The organism is Amycolatopsis sp. cmx-4-83 (assembly GCF_046548815.1).
Taxonomy (GTDB): Bacteria; Actinomycetota; Actinomycetes; order Mycobacteriales; family Pseudonocardiaceae; genus Amycolatopsis; species Amycolatopsis pretoriensis_A.
The window spans coordinates 56,631-81,773 of the sequence record NZ_JAEBEF010000004.1 but is presented as its reverse complement, the minus strand read 5'-3'; the positions used below and the strand labels follow the sequence as shown (position 1 = coordinate 81,773).

The 25,143-nt window shown below is 74.9% G+C and carries 3 protein-coding genes and 1 pseudogene; all 4 read right to left on the bottom strand.

Annotated features, from left to right (window positions below; genetic code table 11):
- Positions 1-14: 14 nt before the first annotated feature.
- On the bottom strand, positions 15-7,418 hold the full coding sequence (locus ACLJQM_RS13180; RefSeq protein WP_410631421.1) for a type I polyketide synthase: 7,404 nt from the start codon (positions 7,416-7,418) through the stop codon (positions 15-17).
- Positions 7,415-10,537, bottom strand: a pseudogene (locus ACLJQM_RS13175) (type I polyketide synthase); the annotation flags it as partial. The gene ACLJQM_RS13180 and the pseudogene ACLJQM_RS13175, both read right to left, overlap by 4 nt.
- A gap of 34 nt (positions 10,538-10,571) precedes the next feature.
- The gene (locus ACLJQM_RS13170; protein WP_410631420.1) at positions 10,572-23,306 is read right to left on the bottom strand and encodes an SDR family NAD(P)-dependent oxidoreductase; all 12,735 of its coding nucleotides are present in this window, start codon (positions 23,304-23,306) and stop codon (positions 10,572-10,574) included.
- Between the two features lie 188 nt (positions 23,307-23,494).
- Positions 23,495-25,096, bottom strand: coding sequence for a carboxylesterase/lipase family protein (locus ACLJQM_RS13165; RefSeq protein ID WP_410631419.1), 1,602 nt, complete (start codon positions 25,094-25,096; stop codon positions 23,495-23,497).
- Positions 25,097-25,143 lie beyond the last annotated feature (47 nt).

The following is a 25,143-nucleotide window of genomic DNA, read 5'->3' as shown; positions in this document are numbered from 1 at the left end:
AGTCGTCGGCGGCATCAGGAGATGCCGAATTCGGTGTCGAGCAGGCGGAACATCTCGTCGTCGTCGGCCGAGTCGAGGCGTTCCGCGATCGATTCGCGGTCCTCGCGCCACTGGGCGAGCAGGACCTCCAGGCGAGCCAGCGCCCGGCCGCGGTCCTGGGCACCCGCCGAAGTCAGGCCGGCTTCGAGGCGGTCCAGCTCCTCGGCGAGGCCGTCGGGCGCGGGCTCGACGCGGGTGCGCAGGTGCGCGGCCAGCGCTTCGGCCGTCGGGTGGTCGAAGACCAGCGTGCTGGGCAGGACGAGCCCGGTCGCGCGGGACAGCCCGTCGCGCAGCTCGACCGAGGCCAGCGAGTCGAGGCCGAGGTCGCGCAGCGGCTGGCGGACGTCCACCGACTCCGGCGTCGCGTGCCCGAGCACCACGGCGATCTCGCCGCGCACGATGTCGAGCAGGAGCCGGTCCAGCTCGGGGCCCTGGGCGGTGCCGAGGATCTCCGCGACCGCGCCGCCGGCCGCCGGTTCGAGCGCCAGGACCTCGCGGACCTCGGGCAGCTCGCCGAGCAGCGGGCTCGGGCGCTGGGCGGTGAACGCCGGTACGAACCGCGCCCAGTCGACGTCCGCGACGACGACCGTGGGCTCGTCCCGCTCGACCGCCGCGATCAGCTCGGCGACCGCGCGCTCCGGCGGCAGCCCGGGCACCCCGCGCCGCGCCATCCGGACGCCGGCCTCGCCCTCGGCCATGCCCGGCCCGGCCCACGGGCCCCAGGCGATCGACGTCGCGGTCAGGCCGCGGGCCCGGCGTGATTCGGCGACGGCGTCGAGCGCCGCGTTCGCCGCGGAATACGCGCCCTGGCCGCCGCTTCCCCAGGTGGCCGCGATCGACGAGAACAGCACGAACGCGTCGAGCGGGGTGTCCCCGAGCAGCTCGTCGAGGTGGGCCGCGCCCAGCACCTTCGCCGCGCGGACGCGGGCGAACTCGGCCACGGAGGTGCCGGCCAGGTGCTCGGGATCGGCCGCGCCGGCGGCGTGGACCACCGCGGACGGCGGGAATTCGGCCAGCAGCGCGGCCAGCGCGGCCCGGTCGGCGACGTCGCACGCGCGGACCGTCACCCGCGCGCCGAGCGCGGTCAGGTCCTCGGCGAGCCCGGGTGCGGCCTGGCCACGACGGCTGGTCAGCACCAGGTGCTCGGCGCCGCCGGCCGCCAGGCGCCGGGCGACGTGCCCGCCGAGCGCGCCGGTGCCGCCGGTGATCAGCACCGTGCCGCGCGGGCGCCACTCGCGGACCTGCCGCCCGGTCGTCCGCACGAGCCGCCGTCCGAACACCCCGGACGGCCGCACCGCGATCTGGTCCTCGCCGCCGCCGAGCACGAGGTCGGCGCCGTCCGCGAGGTCGACGCACCCGCCCCAGCGGCGCGGGTGCTCCAGCCCCACGACGCGGCCGAGACCCCAGATCCCGGCCGCGGCGGGGTCCACCGGCTCGCCCGGTCCGACCTGGACGGCGGTGCGCGTGACGCACCACAGCGGCGCGTCCCGGCCCGCGTCCCCGAGGGCCTGGACCAGCACGAGGACGTCCTCGGCGGCGGTGAGGTACGACAGCACGCCGTCGGTCTCCGGCAGCCGCGCCGCGAGGTCCGCGCGGCTGATCCCGGCAGGCACCTCCAGCACCGTGACGCCTTCAGGAAGCCGCACGTCGCTGCCTTCGGGGACGACGGCGAGCCACCAGCCGTCGAGCGCGGCCGGGGTGTCGATCGGCTGCCAGGCCACGCGGTACCGCCAGCCGGTGGTCCCGCCGTCGGCTTCGCCGCGCCAGCGGGCGAGCGCGGGCAGCACGGCGTCCACTGTGGAGCTTTCGACGCCGAGGGTTTCGGCCAGCCCGGTGCCGTCGCCGTCGCGGACGGCGGCCCAGAACCGCGCGCCGGCCGGGTCGGCCGCCGGGGGCGTACCCGGGTCGAGCCAGTACCGCTCGCGTTCGAACGGGTACGTCGGCAGGTCGACCCGCGTGGTCGCCGAACCCAGGATCGACGTCCACTGTGGACTCTTGCCCTGGACGTGCAGGCGGGCCACCGCCGTCAGCAGCGTCTCGGATTCGGGCCGGTCCGCGCGCAGCACCGGCACGGCGTCCTCGACCAGCGCCGCCAGCACGGCGTCCGGGCCGATCTCGACGAACGTCGTGACGCCGTCGGCGCGCAGGGCCTCGACGCCGTCGGCGAACCGGACGGTGGCTTCGACCTGCCCGATCCAGTACTCCGCCGTCTCCGGGCCGGTCCCGCCGGTGGGGACGAACGGGAGTGCGGGCGCGGCGAAGGACACCGTTTCGAGTGCCGCGCGGAAGTCCGGCAGCATCGGGGCCATCAGCGGCGAATGGAACGCGTGGCTCGTGGCGAGCCGCTTGGTCTTGGCGAACCGCGCCGCCACCTCGGCGACCGCGGCCGCTTCCCCGGACAGCACCACGGCGTCCGGCCCGTTGACCGCGGCCAGCGACACCCCGGCCGGCAGCGGCCGGACGTCCTCTTCGGACGCTTGCACCGCGATCATCACGCCGCCCTCGGGCAGCGCCTGCATCAACCGGCCCCGCGCGGTGACCAGCGTGACCGCGTCTTCGAGGGTCAGGATGCCGGCGACGTGGGCGGCGGCGATCTCGCCGGCGGAGTGGCCCAGCACGGCGTCCGGCCGCACGCCCCACGATTCGAGCAGCCGCACGAGCGCGACCTCGACCGCGAAGATGCCCGGCTGCGCGAACTCGGTGCCGTCGAGCTCGGGGCCGCCCGCGAAGACGACCTCCCGGACCCGCGGATCCGGGCACGCGGCGTCGAACGCGGCCGCGAACGCCGGGTACGTCCCGTACAGCTCGCGACCCATCCCGGCCCGCTGGGAACCCTGGCCGGTGAACAGGAACGCCGTCCGGCCGGGTCCGGCTTCCCCGGTGATCGCACCACGGCCGTCACGGATCGCGGCGAGCCCGGCGGCACGTTCCTCGGGCGTGGCCGCGAGAACGACCGCCCGGTGCGCGAACGCGGCCCGGCCGGAAGCGAGGACCCGCGCGACCTCCGCGGGATCGGCGTCGACCTCGAGCAGTTGCCCGGCCTGCGAGCGCAACGCCGTCTCGGTGCGCGCCGACAGCAGCCACGGCACCGGGCCCGTGAACCCGTCCGGTGCGGCGGTGCCCGCCGGGTGTTCGAGGATCACGTGGGCGTTCGTGCCGCTGACGCCGAAGGACGACACGGCGGCTCGCCGGACGTCCGTCTCGGGCCACGGCGTGGTGCCGGTCAGCAACGCGACCGCACCGGCCGTCCAGTCCACCTTGGCCGATGGCGATTCGAGGTGCAGGGTCCGCGGCAGGACGCCGTGGCGCATGGCCTCGATCATCTTGATGATCCCGCCGACCCCGGACGCGGCCTGCGCGTGGCCGATGTTCGACTTCAGCGACCCGAGCCACAGCGGCGCCGTCCGGTCCTGGCCGTAGGTGGCGAGGACGGCCTGCGCCTCGATGGGGTCACCCAGCACCGTGCCGGTGCCGTGAGCTTCGACCGCGTCGACGTCCGAAGCGGACAGTCCGGCGTTGGCGAGTGCCTGCCGGATCACCCGCTGCTGCGACGGCCCGTTGGGCGCGGTGAGGCCGTTGGACGCGCCGTCGGAGTTGACCGCCGACCCGGCGATCACGGCCAGTACCGGGTGCCCGAGCCGCCGCGCGTCCGAAAGCCGCTCCAGCAGCAGCATCCCGGCGCCCTCCGCCCACGCCGTTCCGTCCGCGGTGTCCGAAAAGGACTTGATGCGGCCGTCCGGCGCGAGCCCGCGCTGGCGGCTGAACTCGACGAACGCGCCGGGGCTCGACATGACCGTGACCCCGCCGGCGAGGGCGAGCGTGCATTCGCCCGCGCGCAGGGATTGCGCCGCGAGGTGCAGCGCGACCAGCGACGACGAGCACGCCGTGTCGACGGTCAGCGTCGGGCCTTCGAAGCCGAACGTGTAGGCGATCCGTCCGGAAAGGACACTGGCCGCGGTGCCGGTGCCGAGGTTGCCGCCGACGTGCTCGGGAGCCTCGTGCAGCGGCGGCCCGTAGTCCTGGGACGCGGTCCCGGCGAACACGCCGACGGCGTCACCGCGGACCGCGCGCGGGTCGATGCCCGCGTGCTCGAACGTCTCCCAGGCGACTTCCAAGAGCAGCCGCTGCTGCGGGTCCGTCGCCAGGGCCTCGCGGGGGCTGAGCCCGAAGAAGCCGGCGTCGAACCCGGCGGCGTCGGCCAGGAACCCGCCGTGCCGGACGTAGGTCTTGCCCGGCCGGCCGGGTTCCGGGTCGTGCAGCCCGTCGACGTCCCAGCCGCGGTCGGCGGGGAACGCGCTGATCGCGTCGGTGCCGCTCAGCACCAGGTCCCACAGCTGGGCCGGGGACGCGACGCCGCCCGGGTAGCGGCAGCCCATGCCGACGACGACGATCGGGTCGGCCGAGCCCGCGTGGGCGGTGATCGCCCCGGTCGGCGTCTTGCCCGCGAGCCACGCGGCGAGCGCGGCGGGGGTCGGGTGGTCGAAGACGAGCGTGGCGGGCAGCGTCAGCCCCGTCGCGGTGCCCAGCCGGGAGCTGAGTTCGACGGCGGTCAGCGAGTCGAAGCCCAGGTCGGCGAACGCGCGCTCGGCGTCGAGGGCTTCGGGGTGGCCCAGGACGGCCGCGGCCTGCGCGCGGACCAGGTCGGTCAGGTTCCCGCCCGCTACGGGAAGTTCGGGGCGGGCACGAGCCGGCGTGCGGCCGTCCGCGGTGAGCCAGTAGCGCTCGTGCTGGAAGGCGTAGGTCGGCAGGTCGGTGCGCCGCGCACCGGCGAAGAAGGCGGTCCAGTCGACCGGGACGCCGTGCGTGTGCAGGGTGGCGACCGCCGTGAGCAGGGTGGCCGGCTCGTCGCGGTCCGGGCGCAGCGCGACCGCCGTCACGGCGTCGGTGAGGCCGCGGGCGATCGCGGTGAGCACGCCGTCGGGGCCGAGTTCCAGGTAGGCCGTGACGTCCTGCCCGGCCAACGTCGCGACGGCGTCGGCGAAGCGGACCGGCTCCCGGACCTGCGCGGTCCAGTAGTCCACTGTGGACATATTGGCGGTCTGTCCGGTGCGGGTGGACACCAGCGGGACGACCGGCGGCCGGAAGTCCAGTGTCCGCAAGGTTTCCGCCAGCGGCTCGAGGACCGGGTCCATCGCGGCGGAGTGGAAGGCGTGGCTCGTGGTGAGCCGCCGGGTCCGGCGTCCCCGGGCCGCCCAGTGCGCGACCACGTCCGCGACGGCGTCTTCCGGGCCGGAGACGACGACCGCGGCCGGCCCGTTGACGGCGGCCAGGTCGACGTCCGGCGGCAGGTCGAGTTCGGCTTCCCCGGCCTCGATCGCGGCCATGGCACCGCCCGCGGGCACCGCCGCCATCAGCCGGCCGCGCGCGGCGACCAGCGCGGCCGCGTCGGCGAGGGAGAGCACGCCGGCCAGGTGCGCCGCGGTGATCTCGCCGAGCGAGTGCCCGGCGACGACGTCCGGGCGGATGCCCCACGACTCGACGAGCCGGGCCAGCGCGACCTCGACCGCGAACAGCCCGGCCTGCGCGTGGTCGGTGCGGTCGAGCAGCGTGCCGACGTCGGCGAAGACGACGTCCTTGAGCGGCGGCGCGCCGTCCCGGCGGGCGTCGATCTCGGCGCAGACGGCGTCGAACGCGGCGGCGAACGCCGGGAACGCGGCGTACAGCTCGCGGCCCATCCCCGGCCGCTGGGCCCCCTGGCCGGTGCACAGGAAGGCCAGCTTGGTCTCGGCGCGAGCCTGGCCCTGGACGAGCCCGGCGGCGGGCAACCCCGCAGCCAACGCGGCCAGCCCGGCAGGCAGCTCCCCGACGACAACGGCCCGGTGCTCGAGCTGCGCCCGGGTCGTGGCCAGCGAAAACGCGACGTCGACGCTCGGCTCGACCCCACCCAGCCGAGCAGCCTGAGCCCGCAACGCCTCGGGCGACTTGCCCGCCAGCAGCCACGGCCCCAAGCGCCCCAATGTGGCGTTCGGTGCGTCAGACGCAACCAACGCCACATCGGGGCGCTCGGGGGCCTCCTCGACGATCACGTGGGCGTTGGTCCCGCTGACCCCGAACGACGAGACCCCCGCACGGCGCGGGCGATCCCCCGCGGGCCACGGCTGGGCTTCGGTCAGGAGGGACACCGCGCCGGCCGTCCAGTCGACGTGCGGTGAGCGCTCGTCCGCGTGCAGCGTGCGCGGCAGCTTCCCCGCGCGGAGGGCGAGGACCGTCTTGATGATCCCGCCGATCCCCGCCGCGGCCTGCGCGTGCCCGATGTTGGACTTGAGCGATCCCAGCCACAGCGGCGTTTCCCGGTCCTGGCCGTAGGTCGCCAGCAGCGCCGAAGCCTCGATCGGGTCGCCCAGCACGGTGCCGGTGCCGTGTGCCTCGACCGCGTCCACATCGGACGGGACGAGCCGCGCGTCGGCCAGCGCGGCCCGGATGACGCGCTGCTGCGCGGGGCCGCTGGGCGCGGTGAGGCCGTTGGACGCGCCGTCGGAGTTGACCGCCGAACCCGCCAGTACGGCCAGCACGTCGTGGCCGTTCGCCTGCGCGTCCGACAGGCGTTCCAGCACGAGGACGCCGACGCCCTCGGCCCAGCCGGTGCCGTCCGCGCCGGCGCCGAAGGACTTGCAGCGGCCGTCCGGGGCGAGCCCGCGCTGGCGGCTGAACTCGACGAACCCGCCGGGCGTGCTCATCACCGACACGCCGGCGGCCAGCGCGAGCGTGCTCTCCCCCGCGCGCAGCGACCGGATCGCCAGGTGCACCGCGACCAGCGACGCCGAGCACGCGGTGTCCACCGTGAGCGCCGGGCCTTCGAGGCCGAACGCGTAGGCGATCCGTCCGGAAAGGACACTCGCGGCCAGCCCGGTCAGCAGGTGGCCTTCGACGTCGGCGGGTGCCTCGTGCAGCCGCGGCCCGTAGTCCTGGCCGTTGGTGCCTGCGAAGACGCCGGTTCGGCTGCCGCGCACGGAATCCGGCGCGATGCCGGCCCGTTCGAACGCTTCCCAGGCGGCTTCGAGCAGCAGGCGCTGCTGCGGGTCCATCGCCGTGGCTTCGCGTGGGCTGAGGTCGAACAGCGCCGCGTCGAACCCGGCGACGTCGTCGAGGAAACCGCCGTGCCGGACGTAGCTCGTGCCGGAAGCCGACGCGGGATCGGCCAGTTTCGCCAGATCCCAGCCGCGATCGGCCGGGAACTCGGTGACGGCGTCGCGGCCCTCGTCGACCAGCGTCCACAGGTCAGCGGGCGAAGCGACACCGCCGGGGTACCGGCAGCTCATCCCGACGACGGCGATCGGCTCGTGCGCGCGGTCCTCGAGCTCCCGGACCCGGCCGCGGGCTTCGCGCAGGTCGCCGGTGGCGCGCTTGAGGTAGTCGAGGAGCTTCTGTTCGTTCGTCACTTGGCGGCACCCAGTTCTTCGTCGAGCAGCGCGAACATCTCGTCGGCCGTGGCGCCCGCCAGTTCCGCCGCGGCGGCCGGCCCGGCCGCGACGAGCGTCCGGAGCCGGGTCAGCACGTGGTCGCGCGCGGCGCCGTCGAGGTCGCGCAGGCCGGCCTCGAGCGCGTCGAGGTGGCGGTCGAGGCCGTCCGACGGCGTGTCCGCCAGCGAAGCCAGCAGGTAGTCGGCCAGCGCAGCGGCGGTCGGGTGGTCGAACACCACCGTCACCGGCAGCTCCAGCCCGGTCGCCGCGGCGAGGCGGTTGCGGAGCTGGACGCCGGCCGCCGAGTCGAAGCCCAGCTCGCGGAACGACCCGGCCGGCCGGACGTCGTCGGTCGAGGCGTGGCCGAGCACGGCCGCCGCGGCGGAACGGACGAGCTTCACCAGCGCCCGCCGCCGCTCGGCGCCGGTCAGCCCCACCACTTTCACGTGAAAGTGATCTGGAGGGGGCTCCTCCGGATCACTTTCACGTGAAAGTGATAGTGGTGTGGTGGTGAGCCAGTGGTTGCGGTGGTCGAACGCGTACGTGGGCAGGTCGATCCGCCGTCCCGCCGGGAGTGCCCAGTCGACGTCGATCCCGCGGACGGCCAGTTCGGCCAGCGCCAGCCGGACCCGGCCGAGGCCGCCGTCGCCGCGGCGCAGCGCACCGGCGACGACCGCGCCCGGCGCCGTCTGCTGCATGCCCAGCGTGAGCACGGGGTGCGGGCTGAGCTCGACGAACGCGGTCCAGCCCTCGGCCAGCGCGGCCCGCAGCGCCGGGTCGAACAGCACCGGCTGCCGCAGGTTCGTGAACCAGTACTCCGCGTCCAGCCCGGTGGTGTCGAACGCCGACGCGGTCACCGTCGAGAGGAACGGGACCTCGGCCCGGCGCGGCCGGATCGGCGCGAGGTCGGCGAGGAGCCGCTCCCGCAGCGAGTCGACCTGCGCGGAGTGGGACGCGTAGTCCACCGGAATCCGTTTCGCGTGCTCGCCGCACTTCTCGACGAGTTCGTCCAATGCGGACGGTGCGCCGGACACGACGACCGACGCGGCCCCGTTGACCGCGGCGATCGACAGCCCCGGTGCCAGCAGCTGCTCGACCTCGCCGACCGGGCGCCGCACGGACACCATGCCACCCTGGCCGGACAACGCGGCGAGTGCCTTGCTGCGCAGCGCGACCACCCGCGCACCGTCCGAAAGGGACAGTGCACCGGCGACGCAGGCGGCGGCGATCTCACCCTGGCTGTGCCCGAGCACGGCCGCGGGCCGCACGCCGTGGGACTCCCACAGCGCCGCCAGCGACACCATCACGGCCCACAGCGCGGGCTGGACGACGTCGACGCGGTCGAGCTCGTCGCCGCGGCGCAGGACGCGCAGCAGGTCGAAGTCGGTGAACGGCACCAGCGCGGCCGCGCACTCGGCCAGCCGGGCGGCGAACACCGGAGACGTTTCCAGCAGCTCACGGCCCATCCCGGCCCACTGGGAACCCTGGCCGGGGAAGACGAACACCGCGTCCGGCCCGGCGTCGGCGGTCCCGGTGACCACAGTGGACGATTCCTCCCCGGCGGCGAGCGCCGCGAGCCCCCGGCGCCGGTCCTCGCCGAGCACGACCGCGCGGTGGTCGAACCGGCTGCGTGAACTCAGCAGCGAGTGGGCGACGTCGAGCGGGTTCTCGTCCACAACGGACAGCAGCCGGGCGGCCTGGTCACGCAACGCCTTGGCGCTCCGGGCCGACAGCACCCACGGTGCCGAGGGAACGTCCGGCGACGAGACCGCCGGTTCGGCCGCGGGCGCCTCCTCCAGGATCACGTGCGCGTTGGTCCCGCTGACCCCGAACGACGACACACCGGCCCGGCGCGGGCGATCCCCCGCGGGCCACGGCCGCGGTTCGGTCAACAGCGACACCGCGCCCGCCGTCCAGTCCACGTGCGGTGACGGCTCGTCGGCGTGCAACGTCTTCGGCAGCACGCCGTGCCGCAGCGCCAGGATCATTTTCAGCAGCCCGGCGACGCCGGCGGCGGCCTGGGTGTGCCCGAGGTTCGACTTGACCGACCCGAGCCACAGCGGCTCCGCCCGATCCTGTCCGTACGCGGCGAGCACCGCCTGGGCTTCGATCGGGTCGCCCAGCGCGGTACCGGTCCCGTGCGCCTCGACGACGTCCACATCGGACGGTGCCAGCCGCGCGTCGGCGAGCGCCTGCGCGATGACCCGCTGCTGCGCGGGACCGTTCGGCGCGGTCAGGCCGTTCGACGCGCCGTCGGAGTTCACCGCCGAGCCGCGCACCACGGCCAGCACCGGGTGCCCGAGCCGGCGCGCGTCGGAAAGCCGTTCCAGCAACAGGACCCCGGCGCCCTCGGCGAAGCCGGTTCCGTCGGCGCCCGCGCCGAACGCCTTGCAGCGCCCGTCGGCGGAAAGCCCGCGCTGGCGGGAGAATTCGACGAACACCGACGGCGTCGCGAGCACCGTCGCCCCGCCCGCGAGCGCGAGCGTGCACTCGCCCCGGCGCAGCGCCTGCACCGCCAGGTGCACGGCGACCAGCGACGACGAGCAGGCGGTGTCGAGCGTCAGCGCCGGGCCTTCGAAGCCGAAGGTGTAAGCGATCCGGCCCGAGGCCAGGGAGCCGGAGGTGCCCATCAGCACCCGGCCGGCGAGGTCCGCGTCGGCCGCGCCGGTGCCGTAGTCGGCGTACATCGTCCCGGCGAACACGCCGGTCCGGCTGCCGCGCAACGACTGCGGGTCGATGCCGGCGCGTTCGACGGCCTCCCAGGACAGTTCGAGCAGCAGCCGGTGCTGCGGGTCGGTGACCTCGGCGGCGGCCGGGGACATGCCGAAGAACCCGGCGTCGAACGCGCCCGGCTCGGCGAGGAACCCGCCGTGGCGGGTGCTGGAGTGCCCCGGTTCGTCCGGCCGGTGCAGGCTTTCGACGTCCCAGCCGCGGTCGCCGGGGAACTCGGTGATGGCGTCGGTGCCGCCGTCGAGCAGCCGCCAGAGGTCCTCGGGCGTGGTGACGCCGCCGGGGTACCGGCAGCCGGTGCCGACGACGGCGATCGGCTCCTCGGCGGCCCGCAGCTTTTCGCGGGCCTGGTGCAGTTCGAGGGTGACCCAGCGGAGGTTCTCCAGCACGCGGTCGTCGTGCTCAGCCATGGTTGCCCAGCTCCTTGGAGATGAAGTCGAGTAGTTCGTCGGCCGAAGCGGTGCGCAGGTGCTGCGCCGGGTCGCCGGGTTCGGGTTCGGGCCGCCGCAGGCGGGCGCCGAGGGCTTCGAGCCGGGCCAGCACCGTGGCCAGCACGGACTCGTCGACGTCGGCGAGGGCGTGCTCGAGGCGCTCGACGTGGTCGAGCGCCTCCGGGCGGGCCGGGTCGGTGACCAGCCCGCGTTCGAGGTGCGCGGCGACGGCCGACGGCGTCGGGTGGTCGAAGACGAGCGTCGCGGGCAGCCGCACCCCGGTCGCGGCGGTGAGCCGGTTGCGCAGCTCGACCGCGGTCAGGGAGTCGAACCCGATCTCGGCGAACGGCTGGGCGGGGTCGATCGCGGCCGTCCCCTGGTGCCCGAGCACCGCGGCGACCTCGCCCCGGACCAGGTCGAGCAGCACCTTCGGCAGCTCGGCGGCGGGGACGTCGGTCAGCTCGATCCGCGCTTTCGCCGGGGTGGCCGGAGCGCGGACGAGCCCGCGCAGCAGCGGGGGGACCTCGCCGAGCCGCGCGGCCGACGTCTCCAACCGGACCGGGTACAGGACCGCCTCCCCGGCCGCCCAGGCCGCGTCGAAGAGGTCCAGGCCCTGCCGGTTCGACAGCGGCAGCACGCCCGTGCGGCCCAGCCGGCCCAGGTCGGTGCGGTCCAGCCCGCCGGTCATCGTGCTCACCTCGGCCCACAGGCCCCAGCCCAGCGACAACGCCGGCAGCCCGTTCGCGCGGCGGTGCCGGGCGAGCGCGTCGAGGTAGGCGTTCGCGGCCGCGTAGTTCGCCTGCCCCGCGGTGCCGAGCGTGCCCGCGACCGAGGAGAACAGGACGAAGCTGCGCAACGGGAGTCCCGCGGTCAGCTCGTGCAGGTGCCGGGCGGCGTCGACCTTCGGCCGCAGCACGGTGTCGAGCTGCTCGGCGGTGAGCGCGGAGAAGGTCGCGTCGGCCAGCACCCCGGCGGCGTGCACGACCGACGTCAGCGGGCGCTCGGCCGGGATCGCCGCGAGCACCTCGGCGAGCCTGTCCCGGTCGGCGGCGTCCGCGGCGACGACCTCGGCGGCCGCGCCCAGCTCCGCCAGCTCGGCGACGAGCTCGGCCGCGCCGTCGGCTTCCGGTCCCCGGCGGCTGAGCAGCAGCAGGTGGCGGGCGCCGTGGGCGAGCACGAGGTGCCGGGTGACGAGCCGCCCGAGCGTGCCGAGCGCCCCCGTCACGAGGACCGTGCCGGCCGCGTCGAGCAGCGGCCCGGTGGCGGCGCGGACGTCCGCGCGGGCGAACGCCGGGACGTACGCGACCCCGGCACGCAGGGCGAGCTGCCCCTCCCCGGTGCCGAGTGCGGCGGGCAGGGCTTGCCGCGAACGCGGATCGTCGTCGACGTCGGCCAGCACGATCCGGCCCGGGTGCTCCGCCTGCGCCGACCGCAGGAGCCCCCAGAGCGCGGCGCCGGCGGGGTCGTCTTCGGTCGCGCCGCTGGTCAGCACCACGAGCCGGCCGTCGGCGGGCGAGTCCAGGAACTCGCGCACGAGATCCAGGTGCCGGGTGAGGACTTCGCGGACTTCGCCGGTGCCGGCGGACACGACGACGTCGCCCTCGACCGGCGCGCCGGTCTCGATCGGCTGCCACGCGAGGCGGTACAGCGAGTCCGAACCGGCCGCGAGCTGCGCGGGCGAGAACGGGCGCAGGGTCAGCGCTTCCGCCGTCAGCACCGGGCGGCCGTCCTCGTCGTCCACCGCCAGCGACACCGCGTCCGGGCCGGCCGGGGAAAGCCGGGCCCGCAGCGCCCGGGCGCCGGACGCGTGGGCGGTGACCCCGGACCACGCGAACGGCAGGCGGGGGGCGTCGTCGGCGAAGAAGCCGCCGAGCCGGACCGCTTGGGCCGCGGCGTCGAGCAGCGCCGGGTGCACCACGAAGGTGCCGGGCTCGGCCGGGCTGATCTCGGCGTGGACGTCGTCGCCGGACCGCCAGGCCCGGGCCAGGCCCTGGAAGGCGGGGCCGTAGTCGAAACCGTCTTCGGCCGCGGCGACGTAGAACTTCTCGACGTCGATCTCGGTCCCGGCAGGCGGCCAGGTCAGCGGCGGGCGGACCGCGGTGGTGGCCGGGCCGAGGGTGCCCGAGGCGTGCCGCGTCCAAGGCCCGTCCTCGGTACGGGCGAAGATCTTCAAGGCGTCTTCGCTGACGGTGACCTGGACGAGCACGGCGCCGCGGCGCGGCAGGACGAGCGGCGCTTCGACGGTCAGATCTTCCACGGTGGCACCGGTTTCGCGGGCCGCGTGCAGGGCGAGGTCGAGGAACGCGGTGCCGGGCAGCAACGGCGTGTCGAGGACGGCGTGGTCGGCGAGCCACGGCATCGCCCGCAGCGACAGCCGGCCGGTGAACAGCCGGACGTCCGGGTCGGCGAGGCGGGTCGACGCGGCCAGCAGCGGGTGCCCGGCCGCGTCGAGGCCGAGCCCGTCGACGCCGGCGGGGGTTTCGACCGCGTCGAGCCAGAACCGTTCGCGCTGGAAGGGGTAGGTCGGCAGGGCGGCGCGGGTGCCCGCGGGCGGCACCCAGTCGACCGGCACGCCGTGGACGTGCGCCTCGCCGAGTGCCGCGAGCACGCGGACCGGGCCGCCGTCGTTCCGCTTGAGCGTGCCGAGGGCGGTGGTGGTCTCGGCGAGGGCGCTGACGAGGACCGGGTGCGGGCTGCACTCGATGAAGACGTCATGGCCCGTTTCGGTGAGGTTTTCTGTGGTGCGCGCGAATTCGACGGGCTGACGGAGGTTGCGGTACCAGTACGCGGCGCCGAGGTCGGCGGTGTCGGTGAGTTCGCCGGTCACGGTGGAGTGGAAGGGAATCTCGCCCGACCGCGGCCGCACCGGGGCGAGCACGCGGGCCAGCTCGTCTTCGAGGACTTCCACGTGCGGCGAGTGGGAGGCGTAGTCGACGGCGATCCGCTTGGCCGGGACGTCCGAAGCCAGCAGCTCGTCGAGCGCGTCGGCGTCACCGGAGACCACGGTCGAGGCGCCGCCGTTGACCACGGCGACCGCGAGCCCCGGCCAAGGAGCGATGAGTTCCCGCGTCCGATCGGCCGGAGCGGCCACGGACACCATGCCGCCGCGTCCCGACAGCGCCAGCAACGCCCTGCTGCGCAGCGCGACCACGCGGGCACCGTCCGAAAGCGACAGTCCACCCGCGACGACCGCGGCGGCGATCTCGCCCTGGGAGTGGCCCACGACGGCGGCGGGTTCGACGCCGTGCGCTCGCCAGACGGCGGCGAGCGACACCATCATCGCCCACAGCGCGGGCTGGACCACGTCGACCCGCTGCAGCGCCTCGGCGTCGCCGAGGACGTCCAGGAGGTGCCAGTCCACAAAGGAGTCGAGGGCGGCCGAGCACTCGGCCATCCGCTCGGCGAACACCGGTTCGGTCTCGAGGAGTTCCCGGCCCATCCCGGCCCACTGCGAACCCTGACCGGGGAAGACGAACACGACCCGGCGCCCCGGCCGCGCCACACCGGCGCCGGTCCCCCGCTCGGCGAGCGCGGTGAGCCCCGCCTTCAGGTCACCGGTGACGACGGCGCGGTGGTCGAACACCGATCGCTCGACCAACGCCCGCGCGACTCCGGCGGGATCGCCGTCCACAAGGGACAGAAGGCGCCTGGCTTGCTCACGCAGTGCGGGTTCCGTGCGGGCCGAGAGCACCCACGGGACCGGCTCGTTCGCTGTCGCGGACGGCTCCGGTTCCGGAACGGCTTCGAGGATCACGTGCGCGTTGGTGCCGCTGATGCCGAACGACGACACCGCCGCGCGCCGCGGCCGTGCGACCTCGGGCCAGGCGCGGTTCTCGGTGAGCAGCTCGACCGCGCCCGACGTCCAGTCGACGTGCGGGGACGGCTCGTCGACGTGCAGCGTCTTCGGCAGCACGCCGTGCCGCATCGCCTGAACCATCTTCACGACCGCGCCGACACCCGCGGCGGCCTGCGTGTGCCCGACGTTCGACTTGAGCGAACCCAGCCACAGCGGCGTTTCCCGGCCCTGGCCGTACGTCTCCAACAGGGCCTGCGCCTCGATCGGGTCGCCGAGCGGGGTGCCGGTGCCGTGCGCCTCGACGGTGTCCACATCGGACGTCGTCAGGCCCGCGGTCGCGAGCGCGGCGCGGATCACGCGTTGCTGCGACGGGCCGTTCGGGGCGGTGAGGCCGTTCGACGCGCCGTCGGAGTTGATCGCGGACCCGCGCAGCACGGCGAGCACCGGGTGCCCGTTGCGGCGGGCGTCGGACAGGCGTTCCAGCAGCAGCATCCCGGCGCCCTCGGCCCAGGCGGTGCCGTCGGCGGCGGCCGCGAACGGCTTGCAGCGGCCGTCCGGGGCGAGCGCGCGCTGGCGGCTGAACTCCACGAACGAGCCGGGAGTGGCCATCACCGCGACGCCGCCCGCGAGCGCGAGGCCGCATTCGCCCTGCCGCAGGGCTTGCGCGGCGAGGTGCAGCGCGACCAGCGACGACGAGCACGCGGTGTCGACCGTGACGGCCGGGCCTTCGAACCCGAAGGTGTAGGCGACGCGGCCGGAAACGACGCTGCCGGACCCGCCGGTGAACGAGTAGCCCTCCGCTTCCTCGGGCAGCGGGGCCAGGCGCGCGGTGTAATCGTGGTACATCGCGCCCGCGAAGACGCCGGTGCGGCTGCCGCGCAGGCCGAGCGGATCGATCCCGGCGTTTTCGAAGGCCTCCCAGGAGGTTTCGAGCAGGAGGCGCTGCTGCGGATCCATCGCGGTGGCCTCGCGCGGGCTGATGCCGAAGAACTCGGCGTCGAACTCGCCCGCGTCGTGCAGGAACCCGCCACGGGTGGTGTACGTGCGGCCGGGGCGGTCGGGATCGGCGTCGTACAGCGCCTCGACGTCCCAGCCGCGGTCGACCGGGAACTCGCTGATCGCGTCCCGGCCGTCGACGACCAGCTGCCACAGCTCGTCCGGGCCGGTCACGCCGCCGGGGAAGCGGCAGGCCATGCCGACGATGGCGATCGGGTCCCCCGCGACGGCGGTCTGCGTGGCGGCTTCCGCGGCTTCCTCGCCGCCGCCCAGTTCCGCGTGCAGGCGGTCGATCACCGCGGCCGGAGTCGGGTGGTCGAACAGGAGCGTGGCGGGCAGCCGGAGCCCGGTCGCGGCGGCCAGGCGGTTGCGCAGCTCGACCGACGTGAGCGAGTCGAACCCGATCTCCTTGAACGCCCGGCCCGGCTCGACCGCGGCCGGGTTCCCCAGCCCGAGCACGGCCGCGACCTCGGCGCGGACGACGTCGGCGATCCCCTCGACGGTCACCGCGGTCTTCGTCGCACCGCGGCCGGCGCGCAAGCGGACGACGCTCCGCAGCAACGACGGCACCGTCCCCGCGGCACGCAGTCCGGCTTCGTCGACGCGCAGAGGCACGAGCAGCGCGTCTGCGGCGCCGCGGGCGGTGTCGAACAGGTCGAGCGCGTCCACAGTGGACAACGTGCCGACGCCGGTGCGGGACATCCTGGTCCGGTCCGCGGCGGCCAGCCCGCCGCCCATACCGTCCGCCGTCTCCCACAGGCCCCACGCCAGCGCCGTGCCCGGAAGTCCCTGCGCACGCCGATGTTCAGCGAGTGCGTCGAGGAAAGCGTTGGCGGCCGCGTAGTTGGCCTGCCCCGCCGTGCCGAGCAGGCCGGAAACGGAGGAGAACAGCACGAACTCGGTCAGCTCGCCGGTCAGCTCGTGCAGGTTCCAGGCGGCATCGACCTTCGCGCGCAGGACGTCGTCGAGCTGCTCGGTGGTGAGCGTCTCGACCGGACCGTCGGCGAGAACACCGGCGGCGTGGACGACCGCGGTCACCGGGTGTTCGGTCAGCAGCGCGGCCAGTGCGTCGCGATCGGCGACGTCGCAGGCAGCGAGGGTCACCTCCGCGCCCAGCTCCTCCAGTTCCGCGACCAGTTCTCCGGTGCCTTCCGCGGCGGGACCGCGGCGGCTGACCAGCAGCAGGTGCCGGACGCCCTGTTCGGCGAGGCGCCGGGCCAGCGCGCGGCCGAGACCGCCGGTCGCGCCGGTGACGAGCACGGTGCCGTGCGGAGCCGGGACCGCGTCCGGCACGGTGGCCCGGGCCAGCCGCGGGACGAGCACGACGCCGTCCCGGTACGCCAGTTCCGGTTCGCCGGTGGCCGCGACGGCGGCGATTTCCGACGGCGTCAGCTCGGTGTCGGTGTCCAGGAGCACGAACCGGCCGGGGTGCTCGGTCTGGGCCGAGCGGACCAGCCCGCGCACCCCGGCGTCAGCGAGTTCGCTGGTCACGAAGACGAGCTGGGCGCCGTCGAAGCGGGCGTCGGCGAGCCAGGTGCGGATCAGGCCGAGCGCGTGGTTCGTGGCGGTGCGCACCCGGTCCGGCACCGCGCTTGTGCCGGGTGCGGTGCGCACCGCCACGAAGTCGGGGACCTCGGCCAGGTCGAGGCCGGTGGTGAGCACGCAGGTGGCCGCCGTGGCGGGGGCGGGCACCGGTGTCCAGGCGACGCGGTAGAGGTCGTCGCGGGAGACGGTGGCCGTCAGCTGGTCCGCGGCGACGGGCCGCAGGGACAGGGCACCGACTTCGGCGACCGGAGCACCTTCGGTGTCTACAATAGACATTCCGGCGGCCGTGGTGTAGCGGACGCGGATCGTGCTCGCGCCGGCCGCGTGCAGGCGGACGTCGTGCCAGGAGAACGGGATCCGGCCCGCCTCGACGCCTTCCGGGTCGCCGAAGGCGACGACGTGCAGGGCGCCGTCGAGCAAGGCGGGGTGCAGGCCGTAGTCCGCGGCCTCGGCGACGCGGTGCTCGGGCAGTGCCACTTCGGCGAACAGCTCGTCGCCTCGCCGCCAGACCGCGCGCAGGCACCGGAATTCGGGGCCGTAGCCGAACCCGGCGGCGGCGATGCGGTCGTACCGGCCGTCGAGGTCGACGGGCTCGGCTCCTTCCGGCGGCCAGACCGGCTCCGGCGCGGGCACGGCTCCACCGGCGGAGACGGACCCGGCGGCGTTGCGGGTCCAGCCCGCGGTCACCGACGGCTGGTCGGGCCGCGACGAAACGGCCACCGCGCGGCGGCCGGACTCGTCGGGTGCGCCGAGGGAAACCTGGAGCTGGACGCGGCCGTCCGCGGGCAGGACCAGCGGGGTCTCCTGGACGAGCTCGTCGAGCCGGTCGCAGCCCGCCTGCCCGGCGGCGAGCAGCGCGAGTTCCACGAAAGCACTGCCGGGCAGGAGGTTCGCGCCGAGCACGACGTGATCGGCCAGCCACGGCTGGGTCCGCACGGACAGGAGGCCGGTGAACAGGACACCGTCCGTGCCGGCGACCTCGGCGCCGCCGCCGAGCAGCGGGTGGCCGGTCGGGGTGAGGCCCGCGGCCGCGACGTCGGCGCGCAGCGAGCGTGGCGGGAGCCAGAAGCGCTGCCGCTCGAAGGGATAGGTCGGCAGGTCCACTGTGGACGCACTCTGGATCGCTTCGCCGAGCACCGCCAGCACCGGGTACACGGCTTGGACGTCGTCGCGGCCGGAGCGGAGGGTCGGGAGGAAGTCGCCGTCCGGCAGGCAATCGCGGCCCATGGCGGTCAGGACGCCGTCAGGCCCCAGCTCGACGAAGGTGGTGACGCCGTCGTCGGCCAGGCGGGCGACGGTGTCGGCGAAGCGGACGGTGCCGCGGACGTGCCGGACCCAGAACTCCGGCGTCGCGGGATCGCCGTCGACCTCCAGCGGGATGCGCGCCGGGTGGAACGTGGCCGACCCGGCGACCGCGCGGAAGGCGTCGAGCATGCCGTCCATGTGCGGGGAGTGGAAGGCGTGGCTGACGGTGAGGCGCCGGGTCCGCCGCCCGAGTCCGGCGAAGTGCGTTTCGATCTTCGCGACGGCGGTTTCGTCGCCGGCGACGACGACGGACCGGGGCCCGTTGACCGCGGCGAGGGAAACGCCGTCGCCGAGCGGGATTTCGGCCTCGGTCGCTTCGATGGCGGCCATCGCCCCGCCGGCGGGGAGTGCGTCCATGAGCGCGCCGCGGGCGGCGACGAGCCGGGCGGCGTCGGCGAGGTCGAGGATCCCGGCGACGTGCGCGGCGGCGAGTTCGCCGATCGAGTGCCCCGCGACGAAGTCCGGCCGGATGCCGTGGTGCTCGAACAGCCGGAACAACGCCACTTCGACCGCGAAGAGCGCGGGCTGGGTGTAGGCGGTGCGGTCGAGGAGAATGGTGTCGTCGGCGAAGACGACAGTCTTGAGTGGACGGTCCAGGTGCGGGTCGAGCGCCGCGAAAACCTCGTCGAGGGCGGCGGCGAAGACCGGGTCGGCTTCGTAGAGGGGCTGGGCCATCCGGGCGCGCTGGGAACCCTGGCCGGTGCAGAGGAAAGCGAGCTTGCCCGGGGTCGTGCGGTGGATGCCGGTGCCGTGCCCGGCCAGCGCTTCGAGCGCGTCGAGCTGACCGCCGACGATCCCCGCGCGGTACTCGAACCGGCTCCGCGCGGCCAGCGTGGCCGCCACCTCGCCGGACGCCAGCTCGGGGTGCGCGAGAAGGTGTTCCCGCAGGTCAAGGGCTTGCCGCCGGAGCGCATCCGGAGTCTTGGCACTGAGCACCCACGGCGAGACCGAGCGCCCCGATGTGGCGTTGGGGTGCTCGGGGGGCGCCTCCAGGATCGCGTGGGCGTTCGTGCCGCTGATGCCGAACGACGAGACCGCCGCCCGGCGGGGGCGCGGGACCTCGGGCCAGGCGCGGCTCTCGGTGAGCAGCTCGACCGCGCCCGACGTCCAGTCCACGTGCGGGGTCGGCTCGCCGACGTGCAGCGTCTTCGGCAGGATCCCGTGCCGCATCGCCAGCACCAGCTTCAGCACGCCGCCGATGCCGGCCGCCGCCTGGGCGTGGCCGATGTTCGACTTCAGCGAGCCCAGCCACAACGGCCTCGATCGGTCCTGGCCGTAGGTCGCCAGGACCGCCGACGCCTCGATCGGGTCGCCCAGGACCGTGCCCGTCCCGTGCGCCTCGACGACGTCCACCTCGGACGCCGTCAGTCCCGCGTCCGCCAGTGCCGCCCGGATCACCCGTCGCTGGGCCGGGCCGCTCGGGGCGGTCAGGCCGTTGGACGCGCCGTCGGAGTTCACCGCTGTGCCGCGGACCAGGGCCAGCACCGGGTGGCCGTGGCGCCGCGCGTCGGACAGCCGCTCCAGCAGCACCACCCCGGCGCCTTCCGCCCAGCCGGTGCCGGCCGCGTCGGCCGAAAACGCGCGGCAGCGGCCGTCGGCGGACAGGCCTCCCTGCTTGGCGAACTCGACGAACATCCCGGGCCCGGACATGACCGTGACCCCGCCCGCGAGCGCCATCCCGCACTCGCCCGCCCGCAGCGACCGCACCGCCAGGTGCAGTGCGACCAGCGACGACGAGCACGCCGTGTCCACCGTGATCGCCGGGCCTTCCAGCCCGAAGACGTGCGCGACGCGGCCGGAGATCAGGCTCGGCGACGTCCCGGTCAGCAGGTGGCCGTCCTCGGCTTCGTGCAGCCGCGGGCCGTATTCGTGCGAGGTCGCGCCGAGGAAGACGCCGTCGCGGTGGCCGCGGACCGTCTCCGGGCGGATGCCCGCGCGCTCGTAGGCCTCCCACGCCGCCTGCAGCACCAGCCGCTGCTGCGGGTCCATCGCGAGCGCCTCGCGCGGGCTGATGCCGAAGAACGCCGGGTCGAACTCGGCCGCACCGGTCAGGAACCCGCCCTCGCGGACGGCGTCGCTGTCCCAGCCGCGGTCCGACGGCGGCGCGGACACCGCGTCCCGGCCCGAAGCGACCAGCTGCCAGAGGTCTTCCGGCGTGCGGACGTCACCGGGGAACCGGCAGGCCATCGCCACGATCGCGATGGGTTCGTCCGACGCGGCGGCGAAGTCGTCGCGGGATTCGGCGGCACCGGCCAGGTGCGCGGCCACGGCCTCGGGCGTCGGGTGCTCGAACAGCAGCGTCGCGGGCAGCGCGCGGCCGGTCGCCTCGGCGAGCCGGTCACGCAGCTCGAGGCCGGTCAGCGAGTCGACGCCGAGGTCGCGGAAGCTCCGCGCCGGGTCGACCTCGGCCGCCGACGCGTACTCCAGGACGGCCGCGACCTCGGCGCGGACCAGGTCGAGGGGAACGAGCGGGTCCCCGGCCCCGCGTTCGGGGACCCGCTCGGCAACCGGACCGGCGGTCAGGATGTCCCGCCGGTCCGGCAGCTCGGCGGGCAGCCAGTAGCCGGCGCGCTGGAAGGGGTACGTCGGCAGCTCGACGCGGTTGCCTTGCCACGGCGCGAAGAGCGCGGCCCAGCCGACGTCGCGACCGGTGACGTGCAGGGTCGCCAGCGCCCGCAGCAATGCAGCGGTCTCGGACCGCGCGCCGCGCTGGGCGGGGACGACGGTGGCCCGCGCGACGGTCGCGCGCACCTGCTCGGTCAGCACCCCGGCCGGGCCGATCTCGACGAAGTCCGTTACGCCGCGGGCTTCCAGCGTCCGGACGCCGTCGGCGAACCGGACCGCCTCGCGCGCGTGCCGCACCCAGTATGCGGCGGTGCCCAGTTCGGCCGTCGCGAGCCGGCCGGTCACGTTCGACACCACCGGGATCCGTGCGTCCGCATAGGACAGTCCACTCGCGACTTCGCCGAACGCCGCCAGCATCGGCTCGATCCGCGCGGAGTGGAAGGCGTGACTGACGGTCAGCCGTTTGGTGCGGTGCCCGCGCGCGGCCAGCTCCGCCGCCGCGGTGAGGACGGCGTCCTCGTCACCGGACAGCACGACCGCCGACGGCCCGTTCACCGCGGCGAGCGAGACGCGCTCGCCGAGCATCGGCTGAACGTCGGCTTCGGCGGCTTCCACCGCGACCATCGCCCCGCCGGCCGGGAGGGCCTGCATGAGCGCGCCGCGGGCGGCGACCAGCCGGGCCGCGTCGGCCAGGGAGAACACGCCGGCGACGTGCGCGGCGGCCAGCTCGCCGACCGAGTGCCCGGCGACGAAGTCCGGCCGCACCCCCGCGGCCTCGAACAGCCGGAACAGCGCCACTTCGAACGCGAAAAGGCCGGCTTGGGTGTACTCCGTCCGGTCGACGGCGTCTTCGAGGACGACGTCGGCCAGCGGCCGGTCGAGCAGGCCGTCGAAGGCCGCGCACGTCTCGGCGAAGGCGTCGGCGAACGCCGGGAAGGCTTCGGCCAGCTCCCGGCCCATCCCGGCGCGCTGGCTGCCCTGCCCGCTGAACAGGAAGGCGAGTGCGCCCCGGTCCGCCACCCGGCCCCGGACGATCTCGTGGGCGCTGCCGCCGGCGGCGAGCGTGCGCAGGCCGGCCAGGAGCGCCGCGCGGTCCCGGCCGATGACGACGGCCCGGTGTTCGTGGTGCTTGCGCGTGGTCGCCAGCGAAAGACCGACGTCGACGGTGTCCATTTCGGACATCGTGGACAGCTGGGAAGCCTGATCGCGCAGGGCTTCCGGCGTACGCGCCGACAGCAGGAACGGCAACGCGTGCGGGACGTCCGGTGCCGCCTTCTCCCGCGCGGGCGGCTCCCGCAGGACCAGGTGGCAGTTCGTTCCGCCCATGCCGAACGAGGACACGCCGGCCACGAGCGGGCGGCCGGGCTCGGGCCAGTCCGACAACGACGTCTGGACCCGCAAGCCGAGTTCCGCCAACGGGATCGCCGAGGTCTCGAAGCCGGGGGTGGGTGGCAGTTTCCGGTGCCGCAGCGCGAGAACCACCTTGACCAGGCCGGTGATCCCGGCCGCGGCTTCGGTGTGACCGACGTTCGCCTTCGCGGACCCGACGGCCAGCGGCGCGTCCGGGCGGCCGAGGACCCGGCCCAGCGCGGCGGCTTCGACCGGGTCGCCGGCCGTCGTGCCGGTGCCGTGCAGCTCGACGTACTGGACCGACCGCGGGTCGATCTCCGCGTACGCCCGCCGCAGGACTTCGGCCTGGCCGTCGGCGTCCGGCGCGGTGAGACCGGCGCCGCCGCCGTCGTTGCCGACCGCGCCGCCGAGGAGCACCGCGTGCACGAGGTCGCCGTCGGCGAGAGCCTGGTCGAGGGGCTTGAGGACGACGACCGCGCCGCCCTCGCCGCGCACGAACCCGTTGGCGCGCGCGTCGAAGACGTGGGCGGTGCCGTCGGGCGACAGCCCGCCGAAACGCTCGGCGAGGACAGCGCTTTCCGGCACGAGGTTGAGGTGCACACCGCCGGCGAGCGCGACCGCGCATTCCCCGCGGCGCAGGCTTTCCACGGCCTGGTGCACCGCGACCAGCGACGACGACTGTCCGGAGTCGACGGTGAAGCTCGGCCCGCGCAGACCGAGCGCGTAGGAGACGCGGTTGGCGATCAGGCCGCGGCGGATCCCGGCCATGGAGTGCCGCGTGACGGCGTCGGCACCGGCGCGGTCGAGCAGGGTGGCGTAGTCGTCGGAGTCGGCGCCGAGGAAGACGCCGGTCCGCGGTCCCGGCACGAGACCGGCGTTTTCCACGGCCTCCCAAGCGAGTTCGAGCATCAGCCGCTGCTGCGGGTCGATCGCGGCGGCTTCCCGCGGCGAGATCCCGAAGAACGCGGGGTCGAAGTCCGCGACGCGCTCGAGGTACGCCGCCGGCGGCGCGCCGGGGGAAGCGGCGCGGCCGGCGGGTGGTTCCCCGATCGCGCTGCGGCCTTCGCGCAGCAGCGCCCAGAACCCGGCGGGGTCCGCGGCCGAGGGCAGCCGGCAGGACAGGCCGACGATCGCGATCCCGTCCGGCATGGGCCCTCCTCACAGTTTTCTTGCGGTACCTGAAAAAATCTAGAAGGAGTGGCTTCTGCTTCGCTTCCACCGGCTTCCCCGGGCCTGAAAGTCACCGGCCGCGACAGGAGCGACGCGATCCGTGGTGTCCCCCGGACACGAAGAAGGGGACTGCCCTCGCGGACAGTCCCCTTCGGCACCAACGGGTTTCAGGCTCCCGGCGGAGGCGGCACGGTCGCCCAGAAGTCGCACTGGCTGCGCGTCGCCAGGTCGATCTTCTGGTTGCCGCCGGCGGACGCGAGGTCCAGCGACAGCGCGTCACGCGCCGTTCCCGTGCTGAAGCGCGGCCACGCGGGCAGCCCCGAGGCGTTCGGGTCGCCGGTGCGGGCGAACGTCGACCAGTACTTCACCATCTGGTCGGAGAGCGCTTGCTGCGGCGCGTTCAGCGTCGCGCCGGTGAACTTCGGGAACAGGTAGTTCAGCTCCGCGCCGTGCTCGGCACCCTCGTCGAAACCGGGGATGTCGACGACCGGCGGGGCCGTGCGGTCGGAGAACTGGTAGACGAACAGCTTGGCCTGCCCGGCGATCGCGGCGCGGTACGCCGTGACGTGCTGGCAGGTGGCGAGCTGGTCGTCCCCGGCGTCGCTGAGCACCTGCGACAGCGCGAGCCCCGGCGTCGGGTACGCGGCCGCGGGGTACTTCGCCAGCACGCGGTCGGCGTCCACGCCGAAGGTGTTCCGGATGATCCGCGGGTACGACTCGGCGGTGACCGGGTTGCCCGCGGCGTCGTACTGGATGCTGACGATCAGCCGCATCTCGTCGCGGTTGTTGCCCCACAGCATCGGCACGCGGTTGAACCTGCCCTGCCGGAACGCGTCGATCGGCTGCAGCGGCTGTTCGCTGCCCCCGGCCACCGGCCCCTGCGGCAGCGGCGGCCACGCCTGCATCAGCGCCTTGACGTCGGTCTTGCCGCGCAGGCAGTTCGCGGCGGTGGCGGCGTCGGCGCAGCCGGACTGCGTGGCCACGGTCGTGCCCATGGTTTCGGCGGCGTCCTTGGTGAGCAGCGGCGAGCCGCAGCTGTAGGTTTCGCCGATGGCGCGCTGGAACAACCCGGCCGAGGCGGGCGAAGCGAGGTGGATGCACGCGGACCCGGCGCCGGCGGACTGGCCGCCAATGGTGATGTTGCCCGGGTTCCCGCCGAAGCCGGCGATGTTGCGCTGCACCCACTTCAGCGACGCGCGCTGGTCCTGGATGCCGAAGTTGCCGGACTGCACGCCGGGCGTCTCGCCGTCGAGGGACGGCAGGGCGAGGAAGCCCAGCACGCCGACGCGGTAGTTGACGGTGACGACCACGACGTCACCCTGCGCGGCCAGGCGCGCGGCGTCGTAGGTGGAGCTGGTGCCGTTCTGGAAACCGCCGCCGTAGAACCAGACGACGACCGGCTTGACCCCGGCGGTCTTCGGCGCGAAGACGTTCAGGTAGAGGCAGTTCTCCTCGTAGGACTCGATGATCCCGCCGAGCCCGCCGAGCTGCGCGCACTGGCTGCGGAAGTTCGTGGCGTCGAGGACGCCGTCCCACGCCTTCGCGGCTTGCGGTGCTCGCCAGCGCAGCGCCCCGACCGGCGGGGCGGCGTACGGCACGCCCTTGAACGTCACCAGGTCGGCGGCCGCGGTCCCGCGGACCACGCCGGTCTCGGTGAGCGCCAGCTCCCCGACGTACTTCGCCTCACCGGCGGCCGCCGGACCGGCGACCCCCGACACCGCGAGCGCGACCGCGGCACCGACCGCGGCGACGGCTCTACCCCATCTCATCAAAGCTCCGAAGGTTCTCTCGCCGGAAGGGACGGTCGGAACGCTAG

Bases quoted from the DNA above. Each gene is read 5' to 3' on its own strand.
- ACLJQM_RS13170 (WP_410631420.1), bottom strand. From the start codon at position 23,306: ATGCCGGACGGGATCGCGATCGTCGGCCTGTCCTGCCGGCTGCCCTCG.
- ACLJQM_RS13165 (WP_410631419.1), bottom strand. From the start codon at position 25,096: ATGAGATGGGGTAGAGCCGTCGCCGCGGTCGGTGCCGCGGTCGCGCTC.